The sequence below is a fragment of the Cyanobacterium sp. T60_A2020_053 genome (assembly GCA_015272165.1).
In the GTDB taxonomy this organism is placed as follows: Bacteria; Cyanobacteriota; Cyanobacteriia; order Cyanobacteriales; family Cyanobacteriaceae; genus Cyanobacterium.
In genome coordinates, this window is the sequence record JACYMF010000029.1 from 1 (window position 1) to 15,581 (window position 15,581).

At 35.4% G+C, this 15,581-nt stretch carries 12 protein-coding genes; 4 read left to right on the top strand and 8 right to left on the bottom strand.

Features of this window, described 5'->3' with window-relative positions; genetic code table 11:
• Positions 1 to 334: 334 nt before the first annotated feature.
• Complete coding sequence (gene grpE, locus IGQ45_04445; GenBank protein MBF2056477.1) at positions 335 to 1,570, top strand: nucleotide exchange factor GrpE; 1,236 nt, start codon at positions 335 to 337, stop codon at positions 1,568 to 1,570.
• Positions 1,571 to 1,722: 152 nt separating this feature from the next.
• The gene (locus tag IGQ45_04450; protein MBF2056478.1) at positions 1,723 to 4,875 is read left to right on the top strand and encodes an Hsp70 family protein; all 3,153 of its coding nucleotides are present in this window, start codon (positions 1,723 to 1,725) and stop codon (positions 4,873 to 4,875) included.
• A gap of 395 nt (positions 4,876 to 5,270) precedes the next feature.
• On the opposite strand, the gene gatB is transcribed toward IGQ45_04450, so the two are convergent.
• The 8 genes from gatB to IGQ45_04490 form a co-directional block, all read right to left on the bottom strand.
• Complete coding sequence (gatB, locus tag IGQ45_04455; protein ID MBF2056479.1) at positions 5,271 to 6,758, bottom strand: Asp-tRNA(Asn)/Glu-tRNA(Gln) amidotransferase subunit GatB; 1,488 nt, start codon at positions 6,756 to 6,758, stop codon at positions 5,271 to 5,273.
• Positions 6,759 to 6,832: 74 nt separating this feature from the next.
• Complete coding sequence (locus tag IGQ45_04460) at positions 6,833 to 7,270, bottom strand: aspartate 1-decarboxylase (protein MBF2056480.1); 438 nt, start codon at positions 7,268 to 7,270, stop codon at positions 6,833 to 6,835.
• 114 nt (positions 7,271 to 7,384) lie between these two features.
• The gene (locus IGQ45_04465) at positions 7,385 to 8,221 is read right to left on the bottom strand and encodes a DUF4351 domain-containing protein (GenBank protein MBF2056481.1); all 837 of its coding nucleotides are present in this window, start codon (positions 8,219 to 8,221) and stop codon (positions 7,385 to 7,387) included.
• Positions 8,222 to 8,723: 502 nt separating this feature from the next.
• On the bottom strand, positions 8,724 to 8,897 hold the full coding sequence (locus IGQ45_04470) for a hypothetical protein (protein ID MBF2056482.1): 174 nt from the start codon (positions 8,895 to 8,897) through the stop codon (positions 8,724 to 8,726).
• Between the two features lie 153 nt (positions 8,898 to 9,050).
• Positions 9,051 to 10,172, bottom strand: coding sequence for a tetratricopeptide repeat protein (locus IGQ45_04475; GenBank protein MBF2056483.1), 1,122 nt, complete (start codon positions 10,170 to 10,172; stop codon positions 9,051 to 9,053).
• A gap of 366 nt (positions 10,173 to 10,538) precedes the next feature.
• A complete protein-coding gene (gene aroH, locus IGQ45_04480; GenBank protein MBF2056484.1) occupies positions 10,539 to 10,925 on the bottom strand; it encodes a chorismate mutase in 387 nt (128 codons plus the stop codon).
• A 42-nt stretch (positions 10,926 to 10,967) separates the two neighbouring features.
• Positions 10,968 to 11,789: a signal peptide peptidase SppA gene (gene sppA, locus IGQ45_04485; protein MBF2056485.1), complete on the bottom strand. Its 822-nt coding sequence runs from the start codon at positions 11,787 to 11,789 to the stop codon at positions 10,968 to 10,970.
• 262 nt (positions 11,790 to 12,051) lie between these two features.
• Entirely contained in the window at positions 12,052 to 13,308 is a 1,257-nt protein-coding gene (locus IGQ45_04490) for a hypothetical protein (protein MBF2056486.1), read from the bottom strand.
• Positions 13,309 to 13,645: 337 nt separating this feature from the next.
• On the opposite strand from IGQ45_04490, the gene rpsB reads away from it, so the two are divergent.
• Both rpsB and tsf read left to right on the top strand, forming a co-directional pair.
• Positions 13,646 to 14,449 carry a 30S ribosomal protein S2 gene (rpsB, locus tag IGQ45_04495; GenBank protein MBF2056487.1) on the top strand — a complete coding sequence of 268 codons (804 nt, stop codon included), beginning with the start codon at positions 13,646 to 13,648 and terminating at the stop codon, positions 14,447 to 14,449.
• A gap of 284 nt (positions 14,450 to 14,733) precedes the next feature.
• Positions 14,734 to 15,396 (top strand): translation elongation factor Ts, encoded by a 663-nt coding sequence (gene tsf, locus IGQ45_04500; protein ID MBF2056488.1) that lies wholly within the window; start codon positions 14,734 to 14,736, stop codon positions 15,394 to 15,396.
• Positions 15,397 to 15,581: the final 185 nt, after the last annotated feature.

Sequence of the window (15,581 nt, forward strand, 5' to 3'; positions counted from 1 at the left end):
CGATTTTTTTGTTGGTTCGTTTACATCCCCCGTTGATTTCAGTGGGTATTTTTTTTGTTGAGAAATTCAACGGGGGTCTTTCACTCACATTTCAAGATAAAATGATTGCTTGAGCTCCAAAAAGGCAAGAATAGATAAATTTGAACTAGCCCTCTGTGTTTAGATCGTATTTTTTTTGTAATTTTTTTAAAAATTTGCATAAATTAGGAAACTATTCCTGATAAGTAAGTAGAGGCAAAATGAAATTAGCCCTTTATTCCTTTTTATAATCCCTAAATAAGTATTTTGAACAAGGATTATCGAAAGGGAACTTTTCTTAACTACTTAACAAAGAATGAAAAAACCAGAAATTAATCAACAAAAAAAGAACAAAGTCTTTCAAAGAATTACTAAACCAAAGCCAATCATTAACAAAGAAGATAAAATTATTTTTACCTCAGAATTAAATAATAATTCTTGGAGCAAATTTACATTATTTTTAGAGCATCACTTGCGTGATTTTATACCGCGCAATTATGAAAATCGAGAACATTTCGCTCATTTAGCAACTATTCAACGTAAATGTCTCAAATTGCTAGAAATGAATCACAATAATAATTGGCAGAATTTGCTAGAAATAAGTAATAAAGATAATTGGCTAAAGTTACTAGAAGAAATACCAAAAATTGAATACAATCAGGGGGAAATTTTTTGTTTTCATTTATCTCGAAAATATGAATATAACCCCCAAGAATTTTTATTACTGTGGGACAAAAATATTAAGGAATTTACTAGTTTATTTTCTGATATTGTTAGCAGTGAGAACCCAGATTTAATGAAGTTAGAAAACTTTGCTAATATTATTGATTCGTTTAACCGTTTCCCAGAAAGAACTTTTTTTCTTCTTTATCAATTACCTAATTATTTAGAAGAGAATGACAAAGAAATTTTAATTAATTGTCAATCTTATCAAACTATTATTAAATTTGGTGCATCAGAGTTTATTGGTAAATTTGGTTACACATTACAAAAAGAATTTAACATTACTCGCACTGCTATTAAAGAAAAAGCTGCTCAAAATTTAGTACAAGAATTAGGAGAAACAGAGGCAACTTTACAAGCAGAAATTAATCGATTAGAAGAAGATAAAAAGGAGTTAAAAAAACAACTTCAATATTTACAAGATAATTCACTACAAGATGCCCTCTATCAGTTGGCTAAATCATTGCAAAATGAACAACAACAACCAGTTTTAGACCAACTCTTTAACCTTTACAAAAAAATTGATAAGTTACTAGAAAATAATGAAAGTTTATCTCCTCAAGATACTTTGACTTGTTTTATTAACCTAGAAAACTTTTTTAAGGCTTTATCTAGTTTAAATATTCAACCTTTTCCTCCTAATACCGAGACAATTTTAGAAATTACAGGAGAAGATTTAGACAATAACAAATATAACTATATTTCTGGGTCGCAGTTTACCACGAAAGAAGAAGTTAAAAAGGTTAAATGTATTACTTGTGGTTGGCAAGTAGGAGAAGAAATTATTACTCCTGCTAAAGTTGCCGAAATTACTGAATCTCCATCATAAACTACGATGGCAGATTTTAGGTTGATCAATCAAAAATTAAGGCTGAAATTTTGTAATAGTTCAAGAATATTCAACTCCTAGTAAACAATTAAAAATGTTTGGAAGTGTCTAATTTATAAACCGTCAAGAATTGAAATTAAGAGGCAAAAAATATGTATAAAATCGCTATTTTGTTGGATTTAGATAACATTAAACCCCGTTTAGAAAATATTGAAATGCTATGCGGAAAGTATGGCAATATGGTTGTTAAAAGGGCTTTTTCTAATACCCCGTCAGTATTAACTGCTTATGGTGGTGATTTTCGTAAATTTGATTATCGTTTTGAATTAACTCCCGGTTTAAATACTGTTGCTCAAGAAGTTGATAATTTAATTTTTCAGACTGTTGATGAGTTAATTAATAATAGTAAATTAGGTATTAATTTAGTGGCAATAGTTAGTAATGATAACGACTATGCTCAACTTTTTAACAATCTCAAATCTAAGGGCATAAAATCTTTAGTAATTGGTAATCAAATTGGCAACAAATCGAGAGAAAGTGCGAATTATGTTGAGTTTCTGACGGAAGTAATGCACTCTATTCCCGTGGGCATTGATTTAGGCACAACTAATACTGTGGTATCTCTGGCTAACTATAACGCTATGAGAAAAGAGTGGAATTCTACGGTAGTACAAATGCGTGTTAAAGACGAAAATGGTAGTTTAGTGGGAAAAACTATGATTCCTTCCTCGGTGCGCTTCACATCGAAAGAAGAGGGAGAAATCGGGGCGCATATCAAGAAAAATGCTTATGCTTTTCGAGACCAAACTATTTTAGCTTGGAAGCATAATATGGGAGACAATGAAAGAGGGAAACCTTTTGAATATGCGTTGACATGGGGGAAAGTTTCTCCTGAAAAAGCAGCCTCTCAGGTGTTGAGTTTTTGTCGTCAACAATTATTAGACAAATATCCTAATGTGGGAGGAGTGGTAATCACTCATCCTGCTTCCTATGAGTCAGATGCCATTGAAGCCACTAGAAAGGCGGCGGTTTTAGCTGGTTGGCAGGAAGATGAGGTGGTGTTACTTTCTGAGCCTCAAGGGGCTTTATATGATTTTCTTTACTCTATGCAACGGGGCGATATTCCTCCTGCATTTGATGTTAATAGCCCCACTAATGTGATGGTATATGATTTGGGGGGCGGTACTTTAGATGTTACTTTGCATCAGGTGCAATGGGATGGTAATAGCAACACATTTGTTATTAATGATGTTGCTATTGGTTCTCGCACTCGTGTGGGGGGTGATAAGGTAGATCAGTTAATTGCTGATTATATTTTAAATAATGGCATTAATAATGCTAATTTATCTTCGGCTGATCGGGATAAGTTAAGCTATGAGTTACCTCTTTATGCAGAGAAGTTTAAAAAGTTGTGGGGCGCTGAATATTTTTCTGCTAGGGATAAAAGTATCTTTAAGTTGGCTTTTCAAGGCACTTTTTTGGATAATCAATTACCGATTCGTCATTATATTAGTGCGGATAAGATGAGTTTAATCTTAGCAGATTTACTCTGTCCTGATCTTAGTTTACAGATGTTGGAGGGGATGGATGGTGATAAGGCTTTTGAACAAACCCCTTTTACTGATCGGTTTGATACTTTTATTGTGCCTATTTTAGATGTTTTATTGAAGGCAAAACAAACCACGGGGGAAATGCCTAGGGTGGATGCTGTGTTACTCAATGGTGGTATGACTTATTTTCCACCTATTAAAGAAAGATTACAGGTTCTTTTTGGTAAAAATGTTCTTTTTTTGGCGGATGGTGATCTTGATTTGGCGGTGGCGAGGGGCGCTTCTTTATATGCTTCGGGCGCTTTAACTTCATCTGAGAGGGTGAATCCTACTCATATTTATTTGGAAACGAAACAAGGTGATGAGGTTGGTTTGCGATTGTTGGTGGCTCAAGGGCAGAAGTATCCTTATAAAACTACCCTTGATGGTTTTAATTTACCTTCGGAAACTGACGGTAATCTTAATTTTAATATTTGGGTGGGTATGGGTAGTAAACCTAATGTTAATACGACTTTACAACGGTCACGGGGTGTTTCTTTACAGCAAATGTTGTCTTCTGGTTTACGTTCCAGCGCCCCTCTCCGTTTGCAGGTAGAATATACTTACGATGAAAGACTATTGTTAACTTTTATTGCTGATGATAACCACGAAGCGCAATTCAAATTGGAAGTAGGCACGGATAATCATGGCACGGCGAAGGGCGCTGTTAATCAATTTGTCACGGTAAAAAGTGAAATTGATCCTCAAAGTTTAATTCCTACTATTTCTCGCACCCGACATGGCAAAGAAGTTGATCCTAATGTGACAGTTAAATTAAAAGATTGGGATGATTTAGCTTATCAATTAGAACGGAATTTTAACAATGCCCGTTTACATGATCGCCGTCGTGATTTAATTAAATCAAGCTCCATTTCGTCGAATCGTGCCGATGTTATCGATAACTTATTGAGATGGCTGGAAATGGAGAGTTTTTGGGGTAATTCTTCCCACGCCTCTCGCACTTATGTAGCGGTGCAATCTTTAGGGGAAATATTCGCTTCCATTAACCCCGAAACTTCTAATAATCTTCACAATTCAGAAATGAAGTTTAAGCAGTGGATTCAATTAAAAATTAATCAAAACTTAGGCAGTTTAGATAATCGCCTTTATGACTCCATTATTAACACTCCGGGTAAATTATTATGGACTGATTTTGATCTCAAACTTATTGAAGGTTTTAAGTATTTTCACCATGAACCTCGCTCTTTAGTATTCTTGAACTCATTGGGTAAATGTGGTTTATGTAATTCCAACAATCTTAGTTTTCTGAAAGGAATACTAAAAAATAGTCAACATTTAGGGCAAAAAGAAAAAGCTAGTTGGGCGCTGGGGCGTTTAATTAGTGCTGGGCAACCCCAAGATTATCGTCTTGATTTTCCCCAAGTGGAGAAGACTGCCGGTTTTGTCCTAGAACAGTTATACCATAAAATTAAAGAACCTCAAGTGGGTTTGAATCTGTTAGGCACTTTATCTCAGTGTTTGGGGTGGCACGCGCTGAATTATCAGTTAAATAATACTATTTGTGGTCAAATTGATTTATTACCAAGGGCTGATTTACCTGTTTATAGTAATCTTGGTGGTTTTCAACAAATTGAGTCTATTTTTAATACTCGATTAGGATTATTACCGAAAATGCTCAATATTGCTTCTCTTTCCAGTGCCGATTCTCAAGAGGTTAAGCAATTATTGATTGAATCTATCAAGATTACTAATTAGGGGTTGATGACAAAGTGCAATCGTGAGGGCAAATTGACAATGGACAATTGAAGGAATGCAGAATGTAGAATGAAGAACGAAGAATGCAAAAGTAATTGTTTTCTAAATTCTAAATTCTAAATTCTAAATTTTTTCTCCCCTTTGCCCCCAGAGTGTTTTCATTCTCAAATTTTTAGTTGAGACAAAGTAATAAGTAACAAGTAAAAAGTAATAAGTTTTGATTCTTTTTGATGAAAAAAGATTATTCCAGATATTTTAACTACTAATAAATCAATTAATAGAAAAAATCTTCCCTTTCTCCCTTGCTTCCTCTGCTTCCCCTGCTAAACAAATCAATTTTGTACCTGACTTTGAAAACGCCCTGCTTTGCCCCTTACCTTTTTCCCTTCATCTGTTTAGCCCTGTAACTTTTCATTGAGAATTTGATTGGTCAATTTTGGTTCAGCGCGCCCCCCCGTTACCTTCATAATTTGACCGACAAAAAAGCCTTGTAATTTAGTTTTTCCGGCACGATATTGAGCCAATTTATCAGGATTATCTGCTAATATTTGGTCAATAATTTTAATTAATTCATCACTATCAGCAATACTTACCAAGCCTTTACTTTCAACGATTTGTTTTGGTGAACCACCTTCCGTTAGTAACTGAGGGAGAATTTCCTTAGCAATTTTACCGCTAATCGTACCATTTTCAATTAAAGTAATTAACTCCGCCAACATCTCAGGTTTAAGGGCAATCTGAGTAATATTTAATTCATTATTATTATTAAGATAAGCAGCAATATCTTGAGTAATCCAATTAGCAGCGCCCTTCGCACTAGCCCCACCATCAACCACCGCCTCAAAATAAAGGGCAACATCTCGATCATCTGCTAACACCCGCGCATCATAAGCAGATAAGCCATAGTCAGATTCATAACGCTGACGTTTTTGAGCAGGTAACTCTGGTAACTGTTTGAGCCAATGGGCTAACTGTGCCTCAGTAATTTCTAAAGGTGGTAAATCAGGCTCAGGAAAATAACGATAATCACTCGATCCCTCTTTAATGCGCATGGTGATCGTGCGCTGACTACCTTCTTCCCATAACCTTGTTTCCTGAAAAATTGGTTCACCATTTTCCACCGCTTCAATTTGACGCTCAATTTCGTATTCAATGGCTTTTTGAATAGCGCTAAAAGAGTTCATATTTTTGATCTCTACCTTTACCCCAAATTCCTTTTGGTCCACCGGGCGCACGGAAATATTAACATCACAACGCATCGATCCTTCCTGCATATTACCGTCACTAATGCCCAAATAGCGCACCAAACGGCGCAATTCCTGTACATATTCCGATGCTTCTTGCCCCGTGCGCAAATCAGGCTCAGAAACAATTTCTAACAATGGTACACCAGTTCTATTAAAATCCACTAAAGAATGAGTTGAACCAGAAAGGCGATCACTTCCAGCATGAACTAACTTTCCAGCGTCTTCTTCCATGTGAAGGCGAGTGATACCGATAGTTTTGTGGGTAACTTCTTTGGTTTTAGGATCGATTAATTCAATTTTTAAGTTGCCATGTTCTACTATAGGTAAATCAAACTGAGAAATTTGGTAATTCTTCGGTAAATCAGGATAAAAATATTGTTTGCGATCAAATTTACTATAACGAGCAATTTGTCCATCTAAAGCCAAACCAAGTTTTACAGCAGAAGCCAAAACTTCTTCATTTAACACTGGCAAAACGCCCGGATGACCTAAGCAAACAGGGCAAACGTTTGTATTAGGAGGACTATCAAATTTAGTAGAACAACCGCAGAAAATTTTACTATTAGTGTTAAGTTGACAATGAGTTTCTAAGCCGATAATGGCTTCATATTTAGTTTTAATTGCTGTAGAGGTCATATAGTATTAATTCTAGTCTTCTTTTATGTGTGCTATTTTATCAGAAAATCGATAGGAGGCATTTTTTAAATAAATCAGCGCCCGTCAAAATTAGCAGTATCCTCATTAGTAAAAATATATTCTCCACTATCAAAAATTAAGTCTTGATGGAAAAATTGAGAAATGTGATTATTCTCATCAGCGACTAATACTTTTGCCTGATGACCATTTTGGTAAAGTGCTTCACGGGTAAGGGTTTCATAGGCATAAATAATTAAAATATCCCCTTTGTTACAGAGTAGTGCAGCGCCACCGTTGGGGCAAATTTCTCGACTACCACGGGCGCCGGGGATAGCATAGGTGGTCCATCTTTGACCGTTATTGAGGTTAACAATATCCACTTCTTCTAGGGGCAGAATACCGACTTTATCTAATAAATCAGGATCAATGGTGATACTACCAACATAGTCCACGTTCGCATCAGTCACCTTGACTCGGTGTAACTTGCCGTGCATTAATCTTATGGTTTTCATTCACAAACCTTCATACCTACTTACCATCAATATCCTATCAGATTTTGGCGATGAGCCTATTGCTTTTTTTTATTTGACTGACTTAATTGCCCTAGGAGATTTTTGGAGAAAAAATCAAAAATTAGTGAGCCATTGTTGTAAATCATCGAGAGATTTCATCTCAAATAAATTCTCTGCTAGATTTTCTAAATCATCAACATTCAATGCTTTTATTTGCATTTTTAAATCATCATTTATCTTACCTAATTTTTTTTGAATTAAACGAATAATAAATTCTTTTTCTTGTTCAATTCTTTGCTGTAAACCTTTTTCTAAACCTCTTTCTTCTGCCATAAGCTCGAAAGGACTAATTAAAGCCATTGTTTTTTCCTCTTCGTATGTGATCACTTTTTGATTTAAACTTTGTTGTAATAATGGTGGTAAGGTCATCATTGCATCGATAAATTTAAACAGTTTTACTATTGCTAATTTACTGTATCCTTTATCATATAAACTCCTGATCAAATACCATTTCCATTGTTCTCTTTCTTTTAAATTACTGACGATGGCTTTAGTTTTTAAATGTGCCATAATCATCATAGCAAAAGGGTTTAAATTTTTTTCTAATTCAGCCCATTGTTTTTGATAATCCAATAATTTAATAATGGGAAACTCTAACTTTAATGTACATCCTCCTAATTGATAGTTATAAGTTGAGGGGCGCCATTTCTCTCTTTCGTCTCCTAGTATAGCAAGACTAATTACGGGTTTTCGGTACAAGTCAAAAGTGCGATAATGGTAAATAAACATTCGCTCATTAAAGCTGGTATCGTATTGGCTTTGTACTTCAATATGAACTAATATCCATACTTCTTGATTGTCTTTTAACCATACTTTAAATAGTTTATCGACTAATCTTTTGGTGTCATCAGAATCGGCGGTAATTTTTTGTAATTCTTTATCTAAAGAGATTTACTAAATCTTAGATTTTCTATATAAACGGATCTAAAATGACATAAAAGGACAAATAAATAAAAAGTTTGTGAAAGTATTCGATTTCGGTTTCAGAAAAGTAATATTTGATGTACGATAAAGGGAGATTTTGGTTGCCCCTTTTGGGGAAGTACCTTACAAAAATAGGATAGTAATACTATTAACGCTTCCGTGGGTGAAGCAGTCTGTTAAATCAGATAACATAAGTGTCTTAAAAATATTTTTTAAGGCTTTGAGGGATACCTCCTTTTGAGTATTTTACTCAAATGCTATTGCAGTTTATTACGGTATATGCCGTTTTATTCTGCATAAACGTATCAGATGGGCGCTTTTGACCAGTCAATTAAATGATATACTTCTGGAAAAAAGAAATGGAGAAAGTGGTCAAAATAATCTCCAATTGCTTCTTTCCACGGTTCATCATAATTAGCGTTTATTTCTGTCATTCTTTCTTCTTTTCTACCCCTATAAAATAAATTTTCTAGCCAAGCCTAATCATTGATAAGTACATGAGGGGTAACTTTGATATATCGGTGACGGGCGCTGGAATCATAGCGCCCCTCGAATCTAATAATTGTACGAGGATTAAATAAACTACCCCCAATAAGACGGAGATTATACCTGTTATTACCGCTACTAATTTTTTACGATCCATAATTTAATCTCTATAATTTTTCACTATATTTTCTCACATTATTATCTCTATATTTTTTTACCTATAGCAATCCTAGTCAGTAGGCTGTGCTGAAAAAATGAAGTAGTGAGGGAAAATTGACAATTGCCAACTAGAAAAACCAATATTGCTTCTTTATCGCCTAAGATTTAAGCGGTTAATTTTATCATCTAAATCAGGAAAATTAGGATCAAGCGCCCTCACCTGTAGATACATCTCTAAGGCTTCCTCAAAACGGTTTAAATGCTCTAAAACTAAACCTTTACTATACCAAGCCTGAGTATAATTAGGTTGAATACCAATTACCCTTTCCCAACTCATCAAAGCCTCGTCATAACGGTGGAGATTGTATAAAGCATTACCTCGATCATGCCATGATTCTACGTCATTAACATCGATGGAGAGCGCCCGATCAAAACTATCAATAGCTTCCTCATAACGTTCCAAATAACCCAGCGCACTCCCCCGATTATGCCACGCTTGAGCGATAGTTTCATCAACCTTGAGGATATGCTCCCAAGAACTAATAGCGCCCTCCAAATCACCGTTTTGAGCCTTCTCTAAGCCCAAATTAAACCAATGCTCTAACCAACTTTGATCCACATGATCATCATCTTTTGCTATGGTGGCGGGCACATTAATATCCCCCAATTCAAACTCTGATACTGACTGACTCATTTCGATGAGCTTTTCCATAATAATTCCAGCATCAGTGGTATCTAAACCTAATTTTTCCGCCGTTTCCCGTGCAAAATTTTCATCTTTTTGTAACAAAGTCAAAATATCCGCTAAACTTTCTACAGAGTTATCCGCACCAATTTCTGTATCTTGCCTGGATTCAATTTCTAAATTACCATCAGTGCGTTTGAGAATATCCTCTCCCAATTTATACGCTAAATCACCAATGGGGCGCACAAAAGGCAAAGAAGCTGTTAACTCCCCCAAAATAATCATCCTTGAAGCTAAATGATAATTAGGGGCAAAAGATTTAAGCAATTTGGTTCGATATTTTTGTAGCCACCCAAGCCATACTTCCACTGTAATACGGGGTTCTAATTTTTGGAAAAACTGTTCGATGCGATTTTCACCCCAACCGTTGGCGACTCCTTCTAAAAGTTGATGAAACAGATATTCTAAATTTTCATCTTTAACGGCAGAGGAGAATTTCTCTGGGTTATTTCCCCCCACGGTATCATCATCCTCTGCCATCTCAACATTTTCTGAACCTTTAACCCAACGCCATATTTTCTTGATCATGTCACGAAAAACTTTAAGCCATTATTATCGATTAATATTAGCAAAGAAAATGAATTAGGTGGCAATTTTCGGATTTCTGATAACTAGGTTGTGCTGAAAAAGTATTTTGGTGAGGGGAGGTGACAGGTGTCGGGTGTCGCGGTGAAATTCTTATAAATTAAAGAGTTAAGCCAAATAGTTGTTTTTCATAAATTACTCATCTGTATTAATAATTTTTGATTTGAAAGAACAAAATACAGTATTTTTAGAGAAAAAAGGCTATTTTTAGCACTTTTTCTGAGTTTTATTATGCTTAAAACCTTTGTTTTAAAAGGGTTTTGATTTATTCAGCAGACCCTATTTTAAAATTTAGCCTCACTTTTAGATTTAACAACTAGATAACTGAGCTAAACTCCAATCAGGGCGTAAATTTTGAGCATTTCTGAGGTAAGGGTGATAAATTTCTTGGGGTGGTTTAGTGGTATTGAAATAAATTAGCACTCGAATACAACGCTCTAAACTTCCCTCAACCTTCATCTGCTGTAAATCTAATAATGGTACATTTGCCCATTGAGGGCGCTCACGCGCAACGGCAGCAGGGAAAGCAACATCTAAATCAGGAGTCGCCGTGAAAATCACACTGATGACATCCTCATAATCTAGTTGATTACGAGTTTCAATTTCCATCATCAACTCACTAATTGCCTCTCTCATGGCTTCTATGGTGTTTTGTCGGGCGGTAGTTGCTCCTCTAATTGCTCGTACTTTCCACATTACCTAATTTTCTCCTCTTGGGCTTACTGCTAAATAATATCATTAAGGACGATATAACCACAAGGGTTGTCCATTGGTGGCTATTTCAAACTCTAACCAACTAATAGTAGAGCCTAATCCTGATTTTACCTGACTACGACCATTAAGGATACGATTAATTAGTGGCTTAGGTTGCTCAATGGTTTCCATCTCTGTTTTGTCGGCATCCAGTTTTACTAATTCACAAGCCCAGCGCCTAGCATCTTCTTCGCTTCCGAGACGATCTACTAAACCTAATTCTAATGCCTGTTGTCCGCTAAAAATGCGCCCGTCAGCGAAACTTTTCACCGTTTCAATGCTTAATTTGCGCCCTTCCGCAACGGTTTCTACAAATTGCTGATAACTGCTATCAATCAACTGTTGTAATATATTTCTTTCTTCCTCAGAGAGACTTCGATCAAATGAAAGTATATCTTTATAGGGACCTGATTTAATCACCTGAAAGGAAACACCCACTTTATCCAATAATTTTTCAAGGTTGTTACCTCTAATAATTACTCCCACACTACCGGTGATTGTACCGGGATTGGACATAATATGATTAGCGCCCACCCCGATATATACGCCCCCTGATGCTGATATATTGCCAAAACTAGCGATGATTTTGATTTTTTCCCCTAATTTTCTCAGGGCAGAATAAATTTCTTGGGAGTCAGCCACTGTACCGCCGGGGGAGTCGATACGCAATAATAAAGCAGGATATTTTCTTTCTTCTACTATTTTCAGCGCCCCTAACACTTGCTCACGAGTTTGGGCGCCGATAGCGCCGTTAATTTCAATACGGGCGATTTTTTTCTTTCTTTTTGATTTGAAGGGCCAGATCATTATTAGTGCTTAATCTTTTGATATTTTTTCGACTAAGCCTAGATTATACCCCAGTTTGTCTCAAATTTCTCTGTTTATAAGAGCAGGTTGCAGGTTGCAGGTGTAATTTTCAGACGATGATATAATTCAAGCAAAAATTGAACCGAAAAAAAATCAATTAAGATATATTTTTTGTCAATTCTTTCACCTAATACCTAATACCTGACACCTTTACAGCACCGAAAATTTTATCTCGAACTTAGAGAAAGTAAGAAAGTAATTATTATTTACGCCATTTATTGAGCATTTTTTCACCAAAACTTGCATATAATTCTAATTCAGAAATACGACTATAAAGATTATTAATTAAATGCTTTTGCTGTTGATTTTCTGCTAATAAATTATCTTCCAGCGCCCTCCGCTCCTTAGCTAAATTTTGACTGAGTGCTATTTTTTCTTGTTCTTTCTCATTAATTTTTAATTGATATTCATTAATTTGCTTTTGTAATTTTTCTTGGTTTAAAGCTGTTTGATTTTTAACTTCTTCAAGATTATTTTTAAAATTATTAATTTCTTGAGTTAATTGACTAACTTTTTTTTCTTTTTCTTTTAATTGTTGTTGTAAATTATCTATTTTTTCTATTTGGAGGGCGCTGTTATCACTCAATTCTTTAATTTTATTTTCTCGTTGAATAATCAACTGTTGTTGATTTTCTACTTCTTTTTCTAAGACATTAATTTGTTCTTCTTTTTCTATTAATTGTTGTTGCAACTTATTCACTTTATTTAGGTGAAGGGCGCTGTTATCACTCAATTCTTTGATTTTATTTTCTTGTTGAGTAACCAAATTTTGTTGAGTTTCTAACTCTTTTTGTAAGACATTAATTTGATTTCCTTTTTCTGTTAATTGAATATTTAGAGATGAAAAATTATCTTGTAGAGAAGACAATTTTTGATTATTGTTTTCTAAGTCATTATGGAGAGATGATAACTGATTTTCTTTTGCTGTTAATTCATTTTTAAGAGACAATAACTCATTATGTAAATCGTTAAATTCCTTGACATCAACTACAGATTTTTGTTCATTATCAATTTTGAGTAGATCATCTTGTAAAGACTTAATTAAAATGTTTTTAGTTTCTAACTCTTCTTGTAAATTATGATTAATTTTGAGTTTTTCTGCTACCGTATCCCGTTGAGAATTAATAATTTCTTCTAAGTTTTGAATTTTAGTTAAATACTCTTGATTATCATTAGTAGGGGAAGAAGACACAAGATTATCGCCGTTAAAATCTTGCACCCCATCAAAAAAACTTCCTTCCTCATTGGGATTATCAATCAAAGAAACTTGTTTTTCTGCATTTTTTCCAAAAATGGCAATATCTCCCACCAAAATTTGTTCAAATAAACCTGATTTACTCATACCCAATCCCTTGGCAATGGCGTTAAGAGTATTATTCGCCTCTTCCGTGAGAGTAACATTGACTTTTGACTTAGGATTACTTAAACCTGTACTTGTTTTGGTTTTTTTTCTTGCCATCTAAATAATTAACCTCGAAAATGTGATGATAATTGCTTTATGGAAATAATAGTATTATAGATAACATTTTTTTGTGACCTTTTGAAATAAATCTTTATCTAGGAGTTGATGAAAAAGTGCTGTCGTGGGAAGCAGAGGAGAAAGGGAAGCAGGGGAGAAAGGGAAGCAGAGGAGGATTACAATTCATAATTCATAATTCAAAAGTTGACCTTAAAAGAGTAATAAGTTAAGCTAGAAAGGTTTTAAAAATTCACACACCTAAGCTATCGGGTGTTTCTCCACGAGAGAAATTATAAGAGCTAAGGTGAAGGATCAACCCGAATTAAGGAGAAAAATCATGGCTGTAGTTAGCTTAAAAGAGCTATTAGATTCTGGTGTCCATTTTGGGCATCAAACCCGTCGCTGGAATCCCAAGATGTCACAATACATCTACACTGCGAGAAATGGGGTTCATATTATCGATTTGGTACAAACTGCCCAATTAATGGAAGAGGCTTACACCTACGTTAAAAAAGCAGCAGAAAATGGTAAAAAAGTGCTTTTCGTTGGAACAAAACGTCAAGCTGCTGGTATCATCGCCCAAGAAGCGGAGCGCTGTGGGGCATTTTTCATTAACCAAAGATGGTTGGGGGGAATGTTGACTAACTGGGAAACCATTAAGTCCAGAGTTAACCGTCTCAAAGAGTTAGAAGCCCTTGATGAAAGTGGCGCCCTTGACCGTCGCCCGAAAAAAGAAGCGTCTGTATTACGTCGTGAGTTAGTTAAGTTACAAAAGTATCTCGGTGGTATTAAAGATATGAACCGAGTACCCGATTTAGTAATTATTGTTGATATTCGTCGGGAACACAATGCCATCAAAGAATGTCAGAAACTCAATTTACCTGTAGTATCCATGTTGGATACCAATTGTAACCCTGAGTTGGTTGATTTACCTATCCCTGCCAATGATGATGCTATTCGCTCGATTAAATTGATTATTGGCAGATTAGCTGATGCTGTGTATGAAGGGCGCTATGGTAAGGCTATCTCTGAAGGCACTGTGGATCAGTTCTATGAAGGGGAGGAGGGCGCTGATTATTCCTATGATGATGAGGAAAACTACGAAGACGACTACACCGATGAGGGTGGCGAGGAAGAGTAATTAATTAGGGTTTGGGGGAAAAATGGATAATTGACAATGGACAATTGATAATTATTTTGACTTTTGTTGTATGTCCAAAATTCTGCTAATTCTACCTTGTGATTCTCATACACAAAACCTAATTAGGTCTTATTTTGTAGGTTGGGTTGAGATAACGAAACCCAACAAAAATCTTGTTTGATCAAGCTAACTTTGCCCTTTTCTTAAAAAAAATCAAGACATGGGTGGCAATTCGTGTAATTATTGTTAAAGATAAATTTAATATTTACAAAAAATAACTCACTATGGCAGAAATATCAGCAAAATTAGTAAAAGAACTTAGGGATAAAACCAATGCAGGAATGATGGACTGCAAAAAAGCCCTCAAGGAAAATGATGGTGACATGGCAAAAGCCATGGAGTGGTTACGTCAGAAAGGCATTACTTCTGCCGAGAAAAAATCTGGTCGAGTGGCTGCCGAAGGTATCGTGGAAAGTTATATTCACACTGGTGGACGTATTGGCGTTATTGTTGAAGTTAATTGCGAAACTGATTTTGTCGCGCGCCGTGATGATTTCCAAGGGTTAGCAAAAAATATTGCTATGCAAATTGCGGCTTGTCCTAACGTGGAATATATCAAAATCTCTGATATTCCTGCGGATGTAGTTGCTAAAGAGAAAGAAATTGAAATGGGGCGCGATGATTTAGGGAATAAACCTGATAACATCAAAGAAAAAATTGTTGAGGGTAGAATCAACAAACGTTTAGGGGAAATGTGTTTGCTTTCTCAGCCTTATATTAGAGATCAAGCCATCACTATTGAGGAGTTAATCACTCAACAAGTGGCTAGCATTGGTGAAAATATTCAAGTGCGTCGTTTTGCTCGTTTTGTTTTAGGGGAAGGTATCGAGAAGGAAGAAACTGATTTTGCGGCGGAAGTAGCGGCGCAAACTGGCGGTGTTGTGTAATTTTTTCTCTTTTAATATAGTTAAGCAAGGGGTTTAAACCCCTTGTTTTGTTTTTAGTGGGTTTACCATTATTCCAGCGCCCTCCACCATAACTTTGAGAGATTTACTAAATCCCCAGTTTTCTACACAGAACGATACTTTATGATATAATCGCATCAATCTAATTGAGGAAAAGAAGATCGTAA